Source organism: uncultured Lacinutrix sp. (genome assembly GCF_947500325.1).
In the GTDB taxonomy this organism is placed as follows: Bacteria; Bacteroidota; Bacteroidia; order Flavobacteriales; family Flavobacteriaceae; genus Lacinutrix.
Window position 1 is genome coordinate 29,084 of record NZ_CANMRQ010000009.1, and the last position, 22,038, is coordinate 51,121.

General features: G+C 30.6%; 21 protein-coding genes. 17 read left to right on the forward strand and 4 right to left on the reverse strand.

From position 1 onward, the window contains the following. Positions 1 to 10: 10 nt before the first annotated feature. Positions 11 to 1,024 (reverse strand): glutamine synthetase beta-grasp domain-containing protein, encoded by a 1,014-nt coding sequence (locus tag Q0997_RS12140; RefSeq protein WP_299889220.1) that lies wholly within the window; start codon positions 1,022 to 1,024, stop codon positions 11 to 13. A gap of 192 nt (positions 1,025 to 1,216) precedes the next feature. Between Q0997_RS12140 and Q0997_RS12145 the strand changes: the two genes are divergently transcribed. From Q0997_RS12145 to Q0997_RS12215, 15 genes are all read left to right on the forward strand, one after another. Then, a complete protein-coding gene (locus tag Q0997_RS12145) occupies positions 1,217 to 3,403 on the forward strand; it encodes a glutamine synthetase III (protein WP_299889222.1) in 2,187 nt (728 codons plus the stop codon). Positions 3,404 to 3,599: 196 nt separating this feature from the next. Then, positions 3,600 to 4,841 (forward strand): hypothetical protein, encoded by a 1,242-nt coding sequence (locus tag Q0997_RS12150; protein ID WP_299889224.1) that lies wholly within the window; start codon positions 3,600 to 3,602, stop codon positions 4,839 to 4,841. A gap of 647 nt (positions 4,842 to 5,488) precedes the next feature. Further along, positions 5,489 to 6,757, forward strand: coding sequence for a hypothetical protein (locus Q0997_RS12155; RefSeq protein ID WP_299889226.1), 1,269 nt, complete (start codon positions 5,489 to 5,491; stop codon positions 6,755 to 6,757). A 178-nt stretch (positions 6,758 to 6,935) separates the two neighbouring features. Beyond that, entirely contained in the window at positions 6,936 to 7,466 is a 531-nt protein-coding gene (locus tag Q0997_RS12160) for a hypothetical protein (protein ID WP_299889228.1), read from the forward strand. A gap of 2 nt (positions 7,467 to 7,468) precedes the next feature. Next, positions 7,469 to 8,275 (forward strand): CsgE family curli-type amyloid fiber assembly protein, encoded by an 807-nt coding sequence (locus Q0997_RS12165; RefSeq protein ID WP_299889230.1) that lies wholly within the window; start codon positions 7,469 to 7,471, stop codon positions 8,273 to 8,275. A 2-nt stretch (positions 8,276 to 8,277) separates the two neighbouring features. After that, positions 8,278 to 8,694, forward strand: a complete 417-nt coding sequence (locus Q0997_RS12170; protein WP_299889232.1) for a curli production assembly/transport component CsgF — start codon at positions 8,278 to 8,280, stop codon at positions 8,692 to 8,694. A gap of 9 nt (positions 8,695 to 8,703) precedes the next feature. Beyond that, entirely contained in the window at positions 8,704 to 10,209 is a 1,506-nt protein-coding gene (locus Q0997_RS12175; RefSeq protein WP_299889234.1) for a CsgG/HfaB family protein, read from the forward strand. Between the two features lie 16 nt (positions 10,210 to 10,225). Further along, entirely contained in the window at positions 10,226 to 11,752 is a 1,527-nt protein-coding gene (locus Q0997_RS12180) for a carboxypeptidase regulatory-like domain-containing protein (protein WP_299889235.1), read from the forward strand. 88 nt (positions 11,753 to 11,840) lie between these two features. Further along, entirely contained in the window at positions 11,841 to 13,019 is a 1,179-nt protein-coding gene (locus Q0997_RS12185) for an AIR synthase related protein (RefSeq protein WP_299889237.1), read from the forward strand. A gap of 45 nt (positions 13,020 to 13,064) precedes the next feature. Beyond that, positions 13,065 to 13,760 carry a hypothetical protein gene (locus Q0997_RS12190; RefSeq protein ID WP_299889238.1) on the forward strand — a complete coding sequence of 232 codons (696 nt, stop codon included), beginning with the start codon at positions 13,065 to 13,067 and terminating at the stop codon, positions 13,758 to 13,760. A 44-nt stretch (positions 13,761 to 13,804) separates the two neighbouring features. After that, positions 13,805 to 14,512, forward strand: a complete 708-nt coding sequence (locus tag Q0997_RS12195; RefSeq protein ID WP_299889240.1) for a hypothetical protein — start codon at positions 13,805 to 13,807, stop codon at positions 14,510 to 14,512. Between the two features lie 413 nt (positions 14,513 to 14,925). Then, positions 14,926 to 16,002, forward strand: coding sequence for a peptide chain release factor 1 (gene prfA / locus Q0997_RS12200; RefSeq protein ID WP_299889241.1), 1,077 nt, complete (start codon positions 14,926 to 14,928; stop codon positions 16,000 to 16,002). A gap of 84 nt (positions 16,003 to 16,086) precedes the next feature. After that, positions 16,087 to 16,674, forward strand: a complete 588-nt coding sequence (locus Q0997_RS12205) for a hypothetical protein (protein WP_299889243.1) — start codon at positions 16,087 to 16,089, stop codon at positions 16,672 to 16,674. 13 nt (positions 16,675 to 16,687) lie between these two features. Beyond that, a complete protein-coding gene (pyrF, locus tag Q0997_RS12210) occupies positions 16,688 to 17,503 on the forward strand; it encodes an orotidine-5'-phosphate decarboxylase (protein ID WP_299889245.1) in 816 nt (271 codons plus the stop codon). Between the two features lie 38 nt (positions 17,504 to 17,541). Then, positions 17,542 to 18,333, forward strand: coding sequence for an ABC transporter substrate-binding protein (locus Q0997_RS12215; RefSeq protein WP_299889247.1), 792 nt, complete (start codon positions 17,542 to 17,544; stop codon positions 18,331 to 18,333). On the opposite strand, the gene Q0997_RS12220 is transcribed toward Q0997_RS12215, so the two are convergent. Continuing rightward, the gene (locus Q0997_RS12220) at positions 18,316 to 18,513 is read right to left on the reverse strand and encodes a Lacal_2735 family protein (RefSeq protein ID WP_299889249.1); all 198 of its coding nucleotides are present in this window, start codon (positions 18,511 to 18,513) and stop codon (positions 18,316 to 18,318) included. The genes Q0997_RS12215 and Q0997_RS12220 overlap by 18 nt on opposite strands. A 376-nt stretch (positions 18,514 to 18,889) precedes the next feature. On the opposite strand from Q0997_RS12220, the gene Q0997_RS12225 reads away from it, so the two are divergent. Then, a complete protein-coding gene (locus Q0997_RS12225; RefSeq protein WP_299889251.1) occupies positions 18,890 to 19,393 on the forward strand; it encodes a hypothetical protein in 504 nt (167 codons plus the stop codon). A gap of 70 nt (positions 19,394 to 19,463) precedes the next feature. Here Q0997_RS12225 and Q0997_RS12230 read toward each other — a convergent pair whose 3' ends face one another. Then, positions 19,464 to 20,174, reverse strand: coding sequence for a DUF4197 domain-containing protein (locus tag Q0997_RS12230; RefSeq protein ID WP_299889253.1), 711 nt, complete (start codon positions 20,172 to 20,174; stop codon positions 19,464 to 19,466). Positions 20,175 to 20,214: 40 nt separating this feature from the next. Between Q0997_RS12230 and Q0997_RS12235 the strand changes: the two genes are divergently transcribed. After that, positions 20,215 to 21,159 carry an MBL fold metallo-hydrolase gene (locus Q0997_RS12235; RefSeq protein WP_299889254.1) on the forward strand — a complete coding sequence of 315 codons (945 nt, stop codon included), beginning with the start codon at positions 20,215 to 20,217 and terminating at the stop codon, positions 21,157 to 21,159. Here Q0997_RS12235 and purU read toward each other — a convergent pair. Then, complete coding sequence (gene purU / locus Q0997_RS12240) at positions 21,154 to 22,002, reverse strand: formyltetrahydrofolate deformylase (RefSeq protein ID WP_299889256.1); 849 nt, start codon at positions 22,000 to 22,002, stop codon at positions 21,154 to 21,156. The two genes, Q0997_RS12235 and purU, sit on opposite strands and share 6 nt — an antisense overlap. Between the last annotated feature and the right edge of the window lie 36 nt (positions 22,003 to 22,038).

Consider the following 22,038-nt stretch of genomic DNA (forward strand, 5'->3'; position numbering starts at 1 on the left):
TATTAATTATCTAGCTAATATTAGCAGATTTAACCGTTTTTATAATACGACCAGCAATTTTGTATGGATCACCATTAGATGCTGGACGACGATCTTCTAACCAGCCTTTCCAGCCTTTTTCTACTGTAATAATTGGAATTCTTATAGATGCGCCACGATCTGAAACACCATAAGAAAAATCATCTACGTGTGCAGTTTCGTGTAAACCAGTTAAACGCTCATTGTTAAATTCGCCATATACAGCCATATGTTCTTTTACAACAGGTCTAAATGCTTCACAGATTTTCTCGTATGTTTCTTGAGAACCACAAGTTCTTAAAACTGTATTTGAGAAATTAGCATGCATACCAGAGCCATTCCAATCTCCTTTTACAGGTTTTGGGTGGTATTCAATGTAATAGCCATATTGTTCTGTTAAGCGGTCTAATAAGTATCTAGAGATCCAAATCTCGTCACCAGCAATTTTAGCGCCTTTTGCAAATAATTGGTATTCCCATTGTCCAGAAGCTACTTCTTGATTTATGCCTTCAAAATTTAATCCTGCAGCAATACAAAGATCGGCATGTTCTTCAACAAAATCTCTTCCGTGTGTATTTCTTCCGCCAACAGAGCAATAGTACATTCCTTGAGGTCCAGGATAACCACCAATAGGGAAACCTAAAGGTAATTGGGTTTCCTTGTCCATAATAAAATACTCTTGTTCAAAACCAAACCAAAAGTCGTTGTCATCATCTTCAATAGTAGCTCTTGCATTTGTTTCATGTGGTGTACCATCAGCATTTAATACTTCTGTCATTACTAAAAAGCCATCCTTTCTTGCAGGGTCTGGATAAATAGCAACAGGTTTTAATAAGCAGTCAGAAGCGCCTCCTGAAGCTTGTTTTGTTGAAGATCCATCAAAAGACCAAATTGGACAATCTTCTAATTTGCCACTAAAGTTTTCTTCAACTTTAGTTTTGCTTCTCATATTCTGTGTTGGTTTGTAACCATCTAACCAGATATACTCTAATTTAGATTTACTCATAATAATTACAGATAATATTAATAATTAAGGTGCAAATATAAAATGAAATTTAATTAACCCATAAAAAATAGAGGTAAAAAAAATAAAAATTATCAAATGAGTGTTAATAACCCTGTTTTTTTTAGGGTATGATGTTTTTAAGTTAAAAAAATAGAGTTAAATTGATATATTTGTAAAAAAAACACCAAAAATATGTCGACTCTTAGATTTTTTGCTTTAAAAGAAACATTAAATAGAAAGCCAGTTGTGGTTAATGAAGAAGAAAAGCGTTCAGAATTGTTTGGACAAAATGTTTACGATTATAAAAAAATGCGTCAAACATTAACTAATGATGCCTATGTTAGTCTTATTAATGCTATTGAAAAAGGAGCAAAAATAGAAAGAGGGATAGCAGATCAAATTGCATCTGCAATGAAGGATTGGGCTTTGTCTAAAGGTGTAACGCATTATACACATTGGTTTCAGCCATTAACAGGAGCTACAGCAGAAAAGCATGATGCTTTTTTCGAAACTATCGAAAATAATGATGCTATTGAAAAATTTGGAGGAAGTCAACTAGTGCAGCAGGAACCAGATGCGTCTAGTTTCCCTAATGGAGGCATTCGTAATACTTTTGAAGCAAGAGGTTACACGGCATGGGATCCAACATCTCCAGCATTTATATATGGTACAACGTTGTGTATCCCTACAGTTTTTGTTGCCTATACAGGAGAAGCTTTAGATTATAAGACTCCTTTGTTAAGAGCATTACATGCTGTTGATTCTGCAGCAGTAGCGGTTTGTAAATATTTTGATAAAAATGTAAAGAAAGTAAATGCCTCTTTGGGTTGGGAACAAGAATATTTTTTAATCGATAGTGCTTTAGTGTCATCACGTCCAGATATATTGTTAACAGGAAGAACTTTGTTGGGGCATGCGTCCGCTAAAGGTCAGCAGTTAGATGATCATTATTTTGGTACTATCCCCAACAGGGCAATGGCATATATGAGGGATTTAGAAACCGAGTGCATGTTGTTAGGGATTCCAGTTAAGACAAGGCATAATGAGGTTGCTCCAAATCAATTTGAATTAGCGCCTATATACGAGGAGGCTAATTTAGCAGTAGACCATAATGCATTATTAATGGATGTTATGGATAAAGTAGCAGAGCGCCATAGTTTTAAAGTATTGTTTCATGAAAAACCTTTTAAAGGAATAAATGGGTCTGGTAAGCATAATAATTGGAGTTTAAGTACAGATACCGGAGTTAATTTGTTGAGTCCTGGAAAAACACCAATGAGTAATCTTCAGTTTCTAACGTTTTTTATTAATACTATCAAGGCTGTTTATGATAATGAAGAATTACTTCGTGCTGCCATAGCTTCTGCTAGTAATGATCATCGTTTAGGAGCAAATGAAGCGCCACCTGCAATTATTTCTGTTTTTATAGGTGAGCAATTAACAGGTGTTTTAAATGAACTTGAAAATGTGACCACAGGGAAATTATCTCCTCAGGAAAAAACAGATCTCAAATTAAATGTAGTAGGCAAGATTCCTGAAATACTTTTAGATAACACCGATAGGAATAGAACATCTCCTTTTGCTTTTACAGGTAATAAATTTGAGTTTAGAGCTGTTGGGTCAAAAGCAAACTGTGCAAATCCAATGACGCTGTTAAATGCAATTGTAGCAAAACAATTAATTGATTTTAAAATAGAGGTAGATACGCTTATAGATAAAAAGGATTTAAAGAAAGATGAAGCGGTGTTCAATATCTTAAGAGAGTATATTAAGCAATCGAAGCGTATTTTGTTTGAAGGCAATGGTTATGGTGAAGCTTGGGAGAAAGAAGCTAAAAAAAGAGGTTTAAGTAATAATAAAACAACACCTGAAGCTTTAAAAGCTAAAGTGTCTAAAAAAGCTATTGCATTATATAAAGATTTGGATATAATGAATGAGGTTGAAATAGAAGCACGTTACGAGATTGAAATGGAAGAGTATATTATGAGGCTTCAAATAGAAGGACGTGTGCTTGGGGATATTGCGAGAAATCATATTGTGCCAACAGCAGTTAAGTATCAAAATATATTGATAGAAAATGTTAAAGGTCTAAAGGTTATATATGGAGAAAAATTTAAAGAATTCGCTAAAGCACAGTTGGTTTTAATTGAAGATATTTCTAAACATATAGTTTCAATAAATACAAATGTTACTAAAATGACGGAAACTAGAAAAAAAGCAAATAAAATAGATGACGTAGAAACGAAAGCTATTGTGTATTGTGATAAAGTGAAACCGTTTTTAGATACTATTCGTTACGATTGCGATAAGTTAGAATTGTTAGTAGATGATGAGTTGTGGCCGCTTACAAAGTACCGTGAGCTGCTGTTTACTAAGTAGTTACACGTGGCAGACAACTTTGTAATAGAAGGTTTTTTTGTGATTACGTTTTTTTTAAATTTAAATGCATTTCATCGATGTTAGTAAATAGCTAATCGAAAAAACAGTTGAATTGACTTTGTTTTAATGTTTTATTAAACTTTGTATTGATTAAATTCTATATATTTGGAATGCTATTAATCAATATATATTTAACATGAAAAAACTATTTTTCGGTGCTGCGGCACTATTATTCTCGGGCGCAATATTCGCGCAAAACACTTCAAACTCTAATCAATCTGGCGACGACCAAAGAGTATACGTAAGACAGGCTGGTACTAACTTAACTTCTGATGTTACACAAAGTAACGGCTCTGGGTTGGGTTCAAATAAGGCTGCAATATGGCAATACGGAGATGGAAGTATTGCTAATGTTAATCAAATGGGGACTAATAATCAGTCTTGGGGGTATCAAGAAGGCGATAGTCAAACCTCAAATGTAAATCAGGGACTTAATAATACTGCAAGTGCAGATAATAAGGCAAGAACTGTTCAACATAATGGAGCTGGTAATATGTCGACAATAAATCAAGATGGGAATTTGAATGAAGCTTATGTTCATCAAGATAATGAGACTAATACTGCTACTGTTACCCAAGATGGTACAGGAAATAGTTCTGCTACTTTTCAAGCATATGAATTGGATAGTGGAAGTAATAATATAGCTACTGTAACTCAATTAGGTTCTGGTAATCAAGAATATAGTTATCAGCTTGGTAATGGAAATGTCTTAACAGCTAATCAAGATGGTGTAGATAATAAATCTGATGTTGTTCAAACTTCTCCGCTTACAGGTGTTGGAAATAATGCACTTGTTAATCAATTTGGTGAGAGACAAAATGGTAGGATGAGACAAACTGGAGATAATAATAATGGTGTCTTTTGGCAAACAGGTAACGATAATATTTCTGAGTTAAACCAAACTGGAAATAATAACTTTGGTTATGTTTCAAATCAAAATAGTTTTAATTATGCTCGTACAGATCAGGAAGGTGATGGTAACTCGGCAACTAACTGGCAATATGGAGGAGCTACAAATTCTAAGTCGTATCAAAGACAAATTGGAGATGGTAATACAATATTTACTGACCAAACCAATGGAGATGGAAATATAGCTAGCACATATCAAGATGATAACAATTATGGTACAGTGCATCAAACAGGAGGAGATAATAATCAAGCATTATTAGTTCAAAAATCTCAAGGTGGTTTAGGTCATAATGCAGCTATTGTTCAAAATGGTACTGGTAATATGGCAAATGTGTTGCAATTAGGACCAGGTGGAGATTTTGTTAATGATGCAGAGAACTGTGATTTCCAACAGCCAGAGACATTAAATTGTCCGTCTCCTTTAAATGATGTGGTTATTGATGACCCATGTCCAGCACCATGTATTTAATTTAAGAGAGTGCTTTAGCAGAAAGGGAATTTAACTAATAAATGTGACGTCCTAGATAAATAGCGTTACAGAATTGATAAATTAAAGGCAGTAATTTTAAATTACTGCCTTTTTTCTTTTTACAAGGATTTGATTAGAGATTAATTATAATCAAACAATTGCGATTTACTATGAACATGTTTTTTATTATATCAGATTTTGTTTATAAATCTATATCATATTGTATCGAATACGATTAAATATTAAAATATATTTATTTTAATTAGTTTTGAATATAATTAACAATAATAGACGAAAGAAAAGGTAGGTAAATAGATTTTTAGATAGAAGAGTGGCTGTGTATTATGGTGTTAAATTATTATCGTTTTTATAAGATTTTTGTTGTAATTGTGAGATGAATTGTAGTTGCTTGAAAAGTACTGTAAACTCTTATTTTATACGTAGTTCTACGTATAAAAAGAGCTAAAAAAACTGAATGTTTATTTTTTTAAAAATAAGTTTTTTCTTACATCTAAGTGCGTTTCATCGATGTTAGTAAATAACTAATCGAAAAAACAGTTGAAGTGGCTTTATTTTAATGTTATATTAATTTTTGTATTGATTAAATTCTATATATTTGGAATGCTATTAATCAATATATATTTAACATGAAAAAATTATTTTTCGGTGCTGCGGCACTATTATTCTCGGGCGCAATATTCGCGCAAAACTCTTCTAACTCTACACAATCTGGTGATGATCAAAGAGTATACGTAAGACAAGCTGGTACAAACTTAACTTCCGATGTTACACAAGGTAATGGCTCTGGTTTAGGTTCAAACAAAGCTCAAATATGGCAACAAGGAGACGCTAATAGCTCTGCAGTTGATCAAGAAGGAACTAATAACCAAGCTTATGTAGAGCAAGGTATTAGCTGGCCAGCACCAACTGGTAATTCTGTTACTATTAATCAAGGAAAAAATGATGATGGTAGTTATGATAACAAAGCTAGAGTTGAGCAACATGGTGGATCTGGTAGTGCTACTACAATTGATCAAGATGGCGATGCAAACGAAGCTAGTTCTCATCAAGATGGAATAGCAGGTTCTGTAGACATTGATCAAGCAGGTTCGGCTAATAAGTCTGAAGTTATACAAAACCTTGGTAGATATACAGATACTGGTAACAGTGCTACAATTAGCCAAACTGGTACTAATAACCAAAGTTGGGCTAAGCAAGATGGTGATGGTAACACAATATATGCTACACAAACAGATTACAATAACAAGGCTGACCAAAAGCAAAACTCTATAGGAGCTTATGCTGGTAACACTGCTACTGTAGATCAATCATCTTCTGATAATAAAGCGAGACAACGTCAAGTTGGAGGTGGTAACAATGCAACAGCAGTACAGCATGCTATTACTGGACCTGGTGTAAATAACTATGTTGAGCAAAATCAATATGGAGATGATAACACAGCTTTCTCTGATCAAGATGGAGATGGTGGTATCGTTCGTCAAGATCAATATGGTAGTGATAATAACGCTACAGTTAATCAATATGCTCCTGGTACAGGAAACATAGTGTATCAAAGACAAATGGGAAGCGGTAACACTGTATTCTCAGGTCAGTATGGAGGTAGTAATAACTTAGTTAGTACTTACCAAGATGATTTAAATACAGGTTTCACTTCTCAAACAGGAGATGGTAACCAAGCGTTATTAGTACAGAAGTCTCAAGGTGGTGCTGGTCATATGGCTAACATTACTCAAAATGGAATGGGTAACATGGCTAATGTATTACAGTTAGGTCCTGATGGAGATTTTGCTGCTGATGGTGAAAATTGTGATTTCCAAGCGCCAAAAGACTTAAACTGTCCTAGTCCTTTGGATGATATCGTTATTGACGATCCATGTCCAGCTCCATGTATCTAGGATACTAGTATAGGATAAGTGATAGGGTTTTTAATAAATCTTATACATAAAATATAAAAGGAGAGTGACTATATAGCAAGCACTCTCCTTTTTTATTTAAATAAAAAAATATAAATTAGAGAACATTATTACTGGAATTTAATAATAATGTTTTGTATAAATAATAAATTATAACAAAATGAATCAGATTAAAAATAAATTAAGATGTCTTTTTGTAATTTGCTTTTTATGTGCTCAAATTAGTGTAAGCCAAACTTATTCTGATGATGTAAATGATAATGAATCTGTAACTGTTAATGGTACAAATGTTTCAGCTGGAGTATTTAACTCTTTTTTTAATGCACCACAAAGTATCACAACCGCTCCTCAGGGAAGCTCTGTGTTTTTAACGCAAATAGGTGAGTCTAATCAGGCAACTGTAGCTGTAGCAGCACAAACATCAGATATTAATGTTTTACAAAATGGAAATGATAATGATGCAAATTTAATATATCAAGTGAAATCTGTATTTACAGATTTACAGCAAAATGGCGATAACAATTATGTATTAGATTATGCTATTGATACAAATCAAGATGTGTCTTTAGATTTACAGCAAAATGGAGATAATTTGAATTTTGAAAGATTTGGGACTAATCAAATGTCTAAAAATATTAAATTCACTCAAACAGCAGCATCTCCAACAATTATTATAAGGAGTTTTAAATAAAAATGAAACTAAAAGAAACTGTTTTACTTATTGTATTTCTAAATGTGTGTATAAATATATCTGCGCAAAAATACTTTAATAAAGAGGTTAAAGCAGTTATTAAAATAGATAAAACAAGTGAGTTTTTTACCTTTACTGCTACGGCAGAAAATTTAACACCTTCTGATCTTAGTTTGAGATATGAATTTACTGTTTATAAAACAGATAGTAATGGTAATACATCTAATTCTAAACAGGACAACCGCTTTTTTTTTAATGGTAGTGATAAAAAAGTATTATCTTCAGTAAATGTAAATGTAAGCTCTAAGGATAAAATAATAATATTATTATTAATATATCCAATTAGTAATGATAAAACTCAAGGAGCCATTGGAAAAGACCGGATAGTAATAACTGGTAAAAAAAATGAAGTTGGACTAAATATAGAATTAAGTAAAGAAAGAGTAAAAGAAATAGAAAGTAAAAAGAATTCTCAAGACCAAGATACATCTGCTAAGGACGGAGTGTTTCTAGAAGGTCTTGTTATACAAAAAACATTAACTAAATCAGGTAGAGATTTTTATCGTTACTTTTACTCAGAATATTATAATAGACAGATTAAAAGCCCTAAAAATATAGTAATTGAAGAAGTGCCAGGGCAAAGAAGAAGCACTAGAATATCTGTAAAAGTAGATGGGCAATTAGTATGGCAATTTTTTGCAAGACCCAAAAAGGATTATTTAAAAGAAATGGCCTTTACTAGTTTAAAAAGATGCCTTATATATTTACAACAATTACAAAGACAAAAACAAACCTTAACACGCTATTAAAAATGAAACTTAAGTTATTTTTTATGTTATTTTTTATAACTACAACTACAACTATAGCTGTAGCACAGCAGTTTAGTTATAAACCATTAAATCCTGCTTTTGGAGGAGAAACATTTAATTACAATTGGTTATTGAGTTCTGCAACTGCTCAAAACGGATTTGAAGAACCAACAACAGCGAGAACACAACAGTCAGCTTTAGACAGGTTTGGGGCAAGTTTAAATCAACAAGTTTTAAACCAAATTTCGAGATCTTTATTATCTCAACAGCTTCAGGCTGTTGGAGACTTTAATCAAGAAGGAACATTTACTTTTGGTTCTCTTAATGTTGAAATATTTGATTCGGAAGAAGGCTTAGTGATTAATATTCTGGATACTTCTAATGGAGAAGAAACTCAAGTTATTGTTCCTAACCCCTAATTAGATTATATGAATAATTACCTTAAATCTGCAACCTACGTTTTTGTATGCTTGTTTATTAGCTCTTGTGGTACATATTTTAATCAACCATTTACACAAGAACCTTCTAGAATTGGAGAGTATTCAAAATCCACAAATATTCTTTTAGATTTACCACCTGCTAAAGACCCAGTAGAAATTGCTGTATATAATTTTAGTGATCAAACTGGACAGTATAAAGCGGTTGAATCTGGTAGTACTTTTAGTACAGCTGTAACTCAAGGTGCAACAACTATACTTATAAAAGCTCTAGGAGACTCTGGATGGTTTGTTCCTGTAGAGAGAGAAAATTTTAATAACCTTTCTACAGAACGGAATATTATAAGAAATACAAAACAAGAATATATTAAAGGATTAAACCCTAATGAACCACCACTGCCACCATTATTATATGCCGGATTAATGCTTGAAGGTGGTATTATATCTTATGATACCAATATTGTTACTGGTGGAGCAGGAGCAAGATATTTTGGGGTTGGAGGATCTGCAAGATATAGGCAAGATAGAATTACGGTTTATCTAAGAGCTGTATCTACAAGTAGTGGTGAGATTTTGAAGACGATTTATGTGTCTAAAACAATATTGTCTCAAGCTGTTGATGTTAGTCTATTTCGTTTTGTTAAGTTTCAAAGGTTGCTAGAAGCAGAAACAGGGTTCACTCAAAACGAACCAGTACAACTAGCTGTAAAAGATGCTATAGAAAAAGCTGTTCATGATCTTATTGTTGAAGGTATAAAAGATGGATATTGGAAAACAAAAGCTGGAGAAGAAGTTGATAATTTAATTATAGATAATTATAATAAAGAGTTAGAAGAGGCTAATTCAACACATTTGTTCAATAGATTTACTTTTAAAAGAAGAACAGAAAATGTTATAAGCGGATCAATAGGAGCTACAAAAATAAATGGTGATTATGTGAATTCGCAATATAAATTAAATACAAGTATAGGGTATAAAAGATACATTAATAAACATTTTAATTTAAATCTTAGCGTTAACAAATTTAATTTAGCAAATGAGAATTTATTTAATAAAAGTTTTGTGTCTATAGATGCTAATTTGGAGTATAATATTATTCCATTTGATAAACTATCGCCATATATATATATAGGCGGAGGAACTAATATTTCTAACGATTTTAATAATATTGATCCAAAAATTCAATTTGGTGGAGGCTTAGAGTATTTAGTTACCGATAGAATAGGAATTGCTCTTTTTGCAGAAAATAATATGGTTTTTAGTGATCTTGTTGATGGTTTAGAAAGAGGAGAAAGAGATGATATGTATTTTAAAGTTGGTTTAGGATTAAATTTTTATATAGGAAATTATAATACTAAAAAAGATATTGAAAGAGCAAAAGAGCGAGAGAGAAGAAAAGAACTAAAAAAAATAAAAAGGCAGAATATAGAAAAAGCCTTGTATAATGATAAGGCTAAAAAAGCAGAAGAGAAACAAGAAGAAGATGGCCAGAATTAATATAAAAAAATTGAAAATGAAAACGATTAAAAATATAGTCTTGTTTTTTGCTACCATACTGTTTTTTACAGCATGTAGTGAAAATCAGATTGACGGTGTTAAAGTTGGTTCTATAAATGGTAAAGTGGTAAGTGAAGGCACGAATACACCATTGGAAAACGTAAAAATATCTACAAATCCTTCTTCTAGTACTACTTTTACAGATGATGAGGGTAACTTTGTTTTAAATAATGTAGAAGTTCAAACCTATTCAGTTCAAGCAGAATTGGGAGGTTATGTAACCTCTTTTGAGTCTGCTACGGTTATAGAAGATGCTGCAGCTACAGTTGCTTTTGAATTAATTACATCTAACGCAAATAATCAACCACCAACAACTCCTAATTTAGTATTTCCTGAAGATTTATCTACAGAAGTATCATTGGATGTAGAATTTACTTGGGAAGCTTCAGATCCAGATTCTAATGATGAATTAACATATGTTTTAGAGTTGAGAAATGGTATTACAAATGATGTTGAATTATTTGAAACAGCTCAAGATACTTTTTATCTAGCAACAAATCTAGAGTTATCTACTACTTATTTTTGGCAAGTAAAAGTAAGTGATGGTATTAATGATGAGGTTGTATCTCCAGTTAGTCAATTTACAACTATTACTGTGCCAGATAATCCATTAGTGTTTGTTAAAGAGGAGAATGGGAATAGTGTTATTTATTCAGGTAAAAAAAGTACTAATGATGGTACAGGAATAATAATAGATGTTGATTTATTAAAACTTACAAGTGAGACCAATAATAGCTTTAGACCTAGAGCAAATACAACGCTTAATAAAATAGCATATTTTAGAACAGTTGGAGGTAACACGCATCTTTTTGTCATGAATAGTGATGGATCTAATAAAACACAAGCAACTTCTTCTATTCCAGTTGCAGGGTTTCGAGCAGATCATTTAGATTTTTGTTGGGCACAAAATGGAAGTAAATTATATTATCCTAATTTTGATAAATTGTATCAAATAAATCCTAACGGAAGCGGTGTTTCTCAAATATACCAAACAACAGATGGTTCTTTTATTTCTGAAGTGCAAGAAACGTTATTAGATAGTGATTTATTACTATTAAAAACCAATACGTCAGATGGATATAACGCAAGAATTTTTACCGTAAGATTATCTACAGGGATGGAAGAGACAGTTGTTGTTGAAAACCTTTCAGGAGCTTTAGGAGGTATCGATATTACTGCTAATGGAAATGAAATAGTATATACAAGAGATGTTTCGGGTTCAGAAAATGCAAATTATCGTCAGTTTGAAAGTAGAATATTTCTTTTTGATGTAGCGAGTTTAGTTAGCACGCAATTGCCATCAGGAACAGTTTCAGGAGAAAATGATTTAGATGTAAAGTATTCACCAGATGAAGGTTCTCTTATTTTTACTAGGGTTTTGAATAATATTTCTGCGATACCAATTGTAATGACATATCAATTTGGAGTTTCTAATGAAGAAAGTCAACAATTTAGTGCTGGATCAATGCCAGACTGGGATTGATAATTTAATAAACTTAATTGAAAAGAAGCACGCAATATAATTTGTGTGCTTTTTATTTATAAATATCTTTGCAGTTCAATACACAACTATGAGTCAAGATATAAGTAAGCGTTACAGTCAAAGAGGAGTATCAGCATCAAAAGAAGATGTGCATAATGCGATCAAAACTATAGATAAAGGTTTGTTTCCTAAAGCTTTTTGTAAGATTGTTCCAGACTATCTTACTAATGATGATGACTATTGTTTGATAATGCATGCAGATGGTGCAGGAACTAAAAGCGCATTAGCATACATGTACTGGAAAGAAACTGGAGATATTTCTGTTTGGAAAGGTATTGCTCAAGATGCTTTGATAATGAATATTGATGACTTATTGTGTGTTGGAGCAACAGATAATATTATGTTGTCATCTACTATAGGAAGAAATAAAAATCTAATTACAGGTGATGTTATCGCTGCTATTATTAATGGTACTGAAGAATTAATTTCCGATTTAAAATCACATGGAGTTACCATTCATTCTACTGGAGGAGAAACTGCAGACGTAGGTGATTTGGTTCGTACTATTATTGTAGACTCTACAGTAACGGCAAGAATGAAGCGAAAAGATGTTATTGATAATGCAAATATTAAAGCAGGTGATGTTATTGTTGGATTAGAAAGTTTTGGACAAGCTACCTATGAAAAAGAATACAATGGCGGTATGGGAAGTAATGGTTTAACTTCAGCTAGACATGATGTTTTTGATAATTATTTAGCAAAAAAATACCCAGAAAGCTTTGATGCTGCTGTGCCAGAAGATTTGGTGTATTCAGGACGTATGAAGTTAACAGATACTGTAGAAAATAGTCCTATAGATGCGGGGAAATTAGTGTTGTCACCTACAAGAACTTATGCTCCTATTATAAAAGAAATACTGTCTAAATATAACTCGGGAACCATTCATGGTATGGTGCATTGTTCTGGAGGAGCGCAAACAAAAATTCTTCATTTTATTAATGATTTGCATATAGTAAAAGATAATTTATTTCCAATCCCTCCATTATTTAAATTAATACAAGAGCAATCTAAAACAGATTGGAAAGAGATGTATCAAGTTTTTAACTGTGGTCATAGAATGGAGTTATATGTTTCGCCAGAAATAGCAGAAGAAATTATAACAATTTCTCAAAGCTATAATGTTAAAGCACAAATAATTGGTAAGGTAGAAGCTTCAATTTCTAAAAAACTAACAATTAAAAGTGAATACGGTATTTTTGAATATTAATTTTATTTCACTATATTTAGTTTAACCAATAGTTAAACCAATCTTTTGTTAAAGAAAGTACTAATTACCCTAACCATAGTACTTGTTCTTATTAATATCTTTTTAATTAATACTTACGGGTATTATGAAAGGCGATTAATAAGGCTTATCTCTATAGGTGCTTATTTTTTAGTTTTTATATATTATAGTGGGGCTAAGAATAAGAATATCTTGTTGGTTTTTAGTCTTCTCATATCTGTAGATATTCTTGGGTTGTTTTTTGAAAAAGGATTAGTAAGTATAATTGGCCCCTTAATAAAATTAATTTCTTATTTTTTTATAATTAAAGAAGTTATAAAAAAAATAAAGTTTAAAAAGATTAACAAACCAATATACTTTTTCTTAGGAGTAGTAATTTTACTAAACTTATTACTCGTCTATCAAACAGTATGGTCTACGTTTTTAAAAATTAATAATTATATAGAAAGTGCCGTTTATATTGTTTATGGCTCAATAAATGTTGCGGTATGTATTGCTGCATTAAATTATAATTTTAGATATGGCACTAATCGCTCAATTTATTATCTCTATTTTGTTTTTGCATTAGTTCTATCAGATGCATGTTGGTTTATTGCATATTACTTAGATTCCAATTCTGCATTTTATTTTGATATCTTATTTTATTTAGTAGCATTATGTTTTATTATTTTATATGCATTGGATACTAAAAATCAAGATGATGTTTTGTTAATTGAAGATTGATCTTTAATTAAAGTAATTGTTTCTAACCATAAATAAATTTTTTAGTGTATAAAAAAGTATTGTATTCAATTACTGTAATTTTAATACTTCTAAGTATTTATGTTATAGCTAACTCTTCTATTCAAATTAAAGAAATGGTAGAGTTAATAGCTGTGTGTGTTTATCTTTTAATCTTTCTATATTATAGTAAAGTAAGAGATAAGATGATTTTTTATGCATTTATTCTTTTTATGGTCACCGATATATTGGGGCTTTTTTATTCAGAAAATATTGTTAGTAAAATAATACCAATAATTAGAGTTTTAGCTTATTTAATATTTGCTAGGCGAATAATGAATAAGTTTGAGTTGTTAAAAGGAAATAAATACATATTATTTTTCTTTTTTATAGTTATCACTTTAAATGTATTATTGCTGTATAATATAATTTTAGGAAACTCCACACCTTTAATAGATAATACAGACCAACTATTGTTCTTTTTCTTTGGAATTTTACTTATTGCTATGAGTAGTATGTCTGTTAATTATAATTTTAGGTATAATAGCAAAAGATCATTATACTTTTTGTATTTTATTTTCGCTTTCATTATAGCAGATGTTGCTTGGTTTATTGCTTCTTTTATTGAACAAACGTTTTCTAGTTACTTAGATACAGTAGCATATATTATAGCTTTAATGTTTATGGTGAGGTATGCAGTAGAAACAGAAGAAAAAGATGATGTGCTTTTGGAATCAGATAACGAATTTAAATAAAACCTTTAATAAGCATTAAAAAGCAGCATGTAATAAAGCAGTCAAATAAATAAAGTATTGTTACTAGCTTAAAATTCGAGACACCAACCATTTTATAAAACCGTAATTTTTTACGCATACTTTTATCGTTAATCATTAACCAAAAAAGAATAACTAAGAATAATTTAGTAAGTAAGGCGCTAATTATATCTGGACTATATATAGTTAGTAATATTGTTACAGCAAAAGACCAAATAGCAAGAGGCCTGTAATATAATAATATAGCGCGAAATCGGTTTAGCATAATAATTATACTAACGTAAAAAGATGTTATATATTTTTATAGACTTCATTTTTTTATACTTTATTACTAAGTTTATTAAATAGCACAAATACATAAATTATTGTACTTTAGCAGCACAATTTTAAGATAGATGTTAGAGAAATTACAAATAGTAAAACAACGTTTTGATGAGGTTAGTGATTTAATCATTCAACCAGATATTATTACAGATCAAAAACGTTATGTTGAACTAAATAGAGAATACAAAGATTTACGTTTATTAATGGATAAACGGGAACTATATATAGAGCTTACAAATAACCTAGCTGAAGCTGAAGAAATCATTGCAGATGGAAGTGATGCTGAAATGGTTGATATGGCTAAAATGCAATATGATGAAGCTAAAGAAGGTATTCCTGCTTTAGAAGAAGAAATTAAAGTGTTATTGATACCAAAAGATCCTCAAGATGCAAAGAATGCTGTGGTCGAGTTACGAGCAGGAACTGGTGGAGATGAAGCTAGTATTTTTGCAGGCGATTTGTTTAGGATGTATACAAAATATTGTGAAGGAAGAGGTTGGAAAGTAGATACAGTAGATTTTTCTGAAGGTACAAATGGAGGATTCAAGGAAATTCAATTTGAAGTTTCAGGAGAAGATGTATATGGAACATTAAAGTTCGAAGCAGGAGTACATCGAGTACAACGTGTACCTCAAACAGAGACTCAAGGTCGTGTGCATACTAGTGCAGCTACTGTTATGGTATTTCCAGAAGCGGAAGAATTTGATGTGGAAATTAATCCTAAAGATGTAAGAATTGATTTTTTCTGTTCATCTGGACCTGGAGGGCAATCGGTAAATACCACATATTCTGCTGTGCGTTTAACACACGTTCCAACTGGTTTAGTAGCCCAATGTCAAGATCAAAAATCTCAACATAAAAATAAGGAAAAAGCCTTTAAAGTATTACGCTCTCGTTTATATGATTTAGAGTTGGCAAAGAAAATGGAAGAAGATGCTGCTTTAAGAGGAACAATGGTTACTAGTGGCGATAGAAGTGCTAAAATTAGAACTTATAATTATCCTCAAGGCCGTGTAACAGATCATAGAATAGGGCTAACCCTTTACGATCTGTCAAATATTGTAAATGGTGATATTCAAAAAATAATAGACGAACTAATGTTAGCTGAAAATACTGAAAAACTAAAGGCTAATAATGATGTTATGTAAATGCAAGCCTCTTTTTTAGAGGCTTTTTTATAAATCAAAACTTTAAAAATAGCTTAGTAGTTATTTTGTGAAATATGTGACAAAATGAAAAACGTAATATTCTGCACATTAATTATCATGCTTTTTGGTTGTGAAAAAAATGAAAATAAAAACCCCAATAAACATTCTGTTTTAAAAACTGAGGCAGTTAAACAAACAAAAGTAGAAGCAGAAAGTAAAGTTTCTAAAATAATTGAAGACTGTATTTTTGATCAAGCAACTCAAACAGATGATTTTTTAAAAGGGATTAAAGAATTAGAAGGTTATACTTGGGATGATGAAGCTAAAACTGCTGAAATAATCTTAAATGATCATTGGTTTTTAAGTATAACTCGAGGAGGCTGTGATAGTTTTAGTATGTCAATGGATTTTTTATATGATAGAGCCCTTAATTTTGATGAAAATAAAGAAATGATATTCAATCAAATTATTTGGGGTACTAATTTGCTAAACAATGAATTTAATAGTGACCTTATTAAAGAGACAATTGTAGAAGGTAAAATTACTATAACAAAAGAAGAAGATTTTATATATGTCCATTTTATGAACCCAGAAATATATGAATTGTATAATTTTAAATTTAGTAGTATTAATGAAGTAACAAATTTTAATATTTCATATCATATCGATTAATTAGTTCCAAAAAATGACAACACAAGAACTTACAAACCAAATCAAAAAGAAAAACTCTTTCCTGTGTATAGGATTGGATGTTGATTTAAATAAGATTCCACAATATTTATTAGAAACTGAAGATCCAATCTTTGAGTTTAATAAAGCCATTATTGATGCTACACACCATTTATGTGTAGCCTACAAGCCTAATACAGCATTTTATGAAGCTTATGGAATTAAAGGATGGAAATCATTAGAAAAAACAATTAAGTACCTAAATGAGAAGCATCCAGAGATTTTCACAATAGCAGACGCTAAAAGAGGAGATATAGGAAATACAAGTACAATGTATGCTAAAGCTTTTTTTGAAGATTTAGCTTTCGATAGTGTTACTGTAGCACCATATATGGGGAAAGATTCAGTAGAACCATTCTTAGCATTTAAAGACAAGCACACTATTATGTTGGCATTAACTTCTAATAAAGGAGCGTTCGATTTTCAAACAAAAGCTGTAGAAGGAAAAGAGTTGTATAAGCAAGTATTGCAAACGTCTAAATCTTGGAATAATGCTCAAAATCTAATGTATGTTGTAGGTGCTACTAAAGCTGAATACTTAGCAGATATTAGGAAAATAATACCTAATAACTTTTTATTAGTTCCTGGCGTTGGAGCTCAAGGCGGAAACTTACAAGATGTATGTAAATATGGAATGAGTGAGAATATTGGGTTATTAATAAATTCTTCTAGAGGCATAATATATGCTTCTAAAGAAGAAGATTTTGCTAAAGCAGCAGCAGTTAAAGCTCTAGAATTGCAACAGCAAATGGAAACAATCTTAAATAAATAGTTCGCTAATCAAGAAGTAATAATTCTTGTAATATTTTAATGGAAATTAAGGACCAATTAGATAGACGCTTAAAACTAAAAGGAGTACCTAAAAGAATAATTTCTTTAGTGCCGTCCCAAACAGAGTTGTTATATGATTTAGGGCTAGAAGATTCTATTGTTGGTATTACTAAGTTTTGTGTACATCCCTTTCATTTTAAAAGTACAAAGCAAGTTGTTGGAGGTACAAAAAGCATTAAAATTGAAAGAATAAAAGCACTACATCCAGACATTATTCTTTGTAATAAAGAAGAAAATACTAAGGAAATTGTAGAGGCCTGTGAACTAATTTGTGCAACGCATATTTCAGATATATATACAATAAAAGATTGTTTAGAGCTCATCTATCAATATGGAGAAATTTTTAATAAAAGAACAAATGCTCTAAAAATATCTGATAAGATAAAGTATAATTTAAAGGACTTTCAAGAGTATATCGAAGATAAAGCTATATTAAAAGTTGCTTATTTTATTTGGAGAAAACCATGGATGGTTGCAGGAAATAATACTTTTATAAATTATTTATTAGTACTTAATAAATTTGAAAATATTTATCAAAACAAAGAACGCTATCCAGAAGTAAATATTGAAAATATTCAAAAAGAAGGAGATCCAGAAATTGTATTACTATCAAGCGAGCCTTATCCATTTAAAGATGAACATGCGTTCGAAATTGGTCGTGTTTCTCATCATGCTAAAACAATATTTGTTGATGGGGAAATGTTTTCTTGGTATGGATCTAGGCTTATAAAAGCGTTTGATTATTTTAAATTATTAAGAAACAGGCTTTGAGTTCTCTCTAGCTAGAAATTTCAACTGATTTAATTTATTAAGTAATTTTAACGCTTTAAATTCAGAGTCATCACTAAGAGCATGATCTGTCTGTCTTAAATTATAAGCTTGCTCAACAAGTTGTTTGTAGCGCCTATTTAATTTTTGCTGATGAGATTTTAAAACGTCCTTACGGTTCATCTAACTGTCGGTTTTAGTCCTATTAAGATACGTTAATAATTGATAATTAGCAACTTATAATTGATTGTTTTTTGTTAATATTAAAAAATATTTATTTTGTTTTAACCGAAGGAGTTGTTTTTATAGTGTAATTATATGGTATTTAACCTAATTAATCAATAGTTACATGTAACTTATTAAAGTTAAAAAAGAAAGATAAAAACCAACCTTAACTTAAGGTTGGTTTTTTATATCTAAACTAACTAACTCAAGTAATATGAAGAAAACTACTTGAGGTACAAAACTAAGAAGAAAGTAGCTTATTAATGTTATCTTAATATTAGCGTTGTATTAATTTAAAATATTATTTTTATAAATATCCTAAAATAAAATAGTCATGAAACGTACTTTTATTTTTTTTACTATCTGTTTATTTTCTTTAACTATTATGGCTCAAAATAAATGTAAATGCTGTACAGAAAAAAATAGCGAATTTGATTTTTGGATTGGGACATGGACTGTTACTAACCCAGATGGAACTGCTGCTGGGATTAATGTTATAGATAAAATTCAAGATAATTGTATTTTACGTGAAAACTGGACAAGTAGTAAAGGAAATTATACAGGTACAAGCTCTAATTTTTATAATAAACAAACGAAACAATGGGAGCAACTTTGGATAGATAATCAAGGCGGTAGCTTACATTTAAAAGGCGAAAGAGTAGGCAATCAAATGATTCTTCAAACAGATATGTCTAAGAATAAAGATGATAAACCATTTATTCATCGTGTGACTTGGACATTAAATAAAGATGGTACGGTTCGCCAATTATGGGAAACTATTACGAATAAAACTGAAGTTGTTATAGCTTTTGATGGTTTGTATAAAAAGAAAAAATAAAATTAATTTATAATAAAAAAGCCGCTTATGTAAATATTTACATAAGCGGCTTTTTTTTATGTTGTAATACTTAATCTTGTAAGGCAAAAACCTTTTGTAAAAGACTAGTAGTTCTAGAAGATACTTTATTACGTATTTCTAGTTCTTCAACAGCTATCATTTTATAGACACCTTTTAGAGCTTCATTAGTAACATAGTCTGTTAAATCTGGATTTACTTTTTTAGTAAATGGAATGGCATTGTACTTATTAATTAAATTTGTCCAAATTTGATCTGCACCAACCTTAGCAAAACTATTTTTAATCACAGGATTAAATTTACCATATAAAGCTGTTTTGGTTCTTCCACTTAAATATTGCGTTGCAGCATCTTTGTTGCCTAATAGAATTGTTTTAGCGTCATTAAAAGTAATACCTTTTACAGCATCAATAAATATTGGTGTTGCTTCCCCAACGGCATCTTCTGCTGCGCGATTTAGTACTTTTAATCCATCGTCTGCTAAACTTCCTAGTCCAATATCACGTAAACCTTTATCTACTTTTTTTAATTCTTCAGGTAATAATATTTTTACTAGTTCATTTCTGAAAAAACCATCTTTCTGAGTAAGTTTGCTTACTTGTTTGTCTATCCCTAAATCTAATGCTTCTCGTAAACCATTTCCAATATCTATTTGAGAAATACCACCTCCAGTACCTTGAGGTAATTGGTTAACAACATCTTGTAACTCTGCACAAGCTGTGAAATTTAAAATTAAAATGAAAGCTATTAATTTACGTGTCATAATCAAGATTTTTTATATTTAACAAATATATATTTTACAGATGAAATTAAGTCAATTATCATGCCTGTTTTCTTTTGTTATATTTTTTAGTTGTCTAAATAAAGAACATAATAAAGCCGAATTTAATACACAGTATCTTACCGTTTTGGGAGTCGCTCAAGATGCAGGTTATCCGCAAATAGATTGTAATAAATCGTGTTGTATTAATTATTACAATGGAAAGGAAGATAAGAAATTAGTGTCTTGCTTGGGTTTAGTGGATAAAAACATTAATAAGAAGTATTTGTTTGATGCTACTCCTGATATTATTGAGCAAACGCAGTTATTAAAATCAAATCATATAGATAATGGTAGAATAATAGATGGTGTTTTTTTAACACACGCGCATATTGGTCACTATACTGGTCTAATGCATTTTGGTAGAGAAGCTTTAGGAGGAACTGGAATACCTATATATACAATGCCAAAAATGGAATCTTTTTTAAAACAAAATGGGCCTTGGAGTCAATTGGTAACTTTAAAAAATATTAAAATACATACTTTAAAATCAGACTCTACTGTACACCTTAGTTCAAAACTTAAGGTTACTCCTTTTTTGGTGCCACATCGTGATGAGTTTTCAGAAACTGTAGGTTATAAAATTCAAGGAGAAAGTAAATCGGCTTTATTTATTCCTGATATTAATAAATGGAAATTGTGGAAAAAAAACATAGTGGAAGAGGTGAAGAAAGTAGATTATGCCTTTTTAGATGCAACTTTTTTTAAAGAAGGTGAAATACCAAGGCCAATGAGCGAAGTACCACATCCTTTTATTGAAGAAACAGTTGCACTATTTGATAAAGAATCTAAAAATCTTAAAAGTAAGATTGTTTTTATTCATTTTAACCATTCAAACCCAGCTCTTTTAAAAAAGCACAGGTTAAAAGATAGTATTCAAAAACTAGGTTTCAGGTTTGCAAAAAAAGGAATGAATTTTCCCTTATGAGAAAATCACAGTTTTATTATTATAAACCATTACTTTTCTATTAATATGGTGCTTAATAGCTGTAGATAATACTATTTTTTCTAAATCACGACCTTTAGCTATTAAATCGGGTATAGCATGTGTGTGAGATACTCTTGCTACATCCTGTTCAATAATTGGACCTGCATCGAGTTCTTCTGTTACGTAATGGCTTGTTGCTCCAATAATCTTAACACCTCGTTTAAAAGCTGAATGATAAGGTTTAGCACCTACAAAAGCTGGTAAAAAAGAATGATGAATATTTATAATTTTGTTAGGATATTCTTCAATTAAATTTCCAGATATTATTTGCATATACCTAGCTAAAACAATAAAATCGATTTGATGTTCTTTTAATAGTTTTAATTGGGCATTTTCAGCTGCAGTTTTAGTTTCTCTGGTAACGGGTATATGGTAAAATGGAATGTTAAAATTGTCTGCAATTGATTTTAAATCATTATGATTACTAACAATAAAAGGAATATTAACATGTAGTTCACCAGAGCTATAACGTCCTAGAATATCATATAAACAATGATCGTATTTTGAAACAAAAAGAGCCATTTTGGGTTTGTTTTCCGCATCATAAATTCGCCATTTCATATCAAATTTTTCTGCTAAAACCGATTTGAAATTGGCCTTAAATGTTTTCATAGAAAAAGAGTAGAATTCACTTTCTAGCCTCATAAAGAATATATTTTGTTCTCTATCTACATGTTGATCAATGTAGACTATATTTCCATTATTATTAGCTATGAAGTTAGTAACATTAGCTATAATTCCAGATTGATCTTTACAATTTATAAGTATAGTAATCTTTTTCATTTTAGTTAGAATCTAGTTGATACTAAATTACTTTAA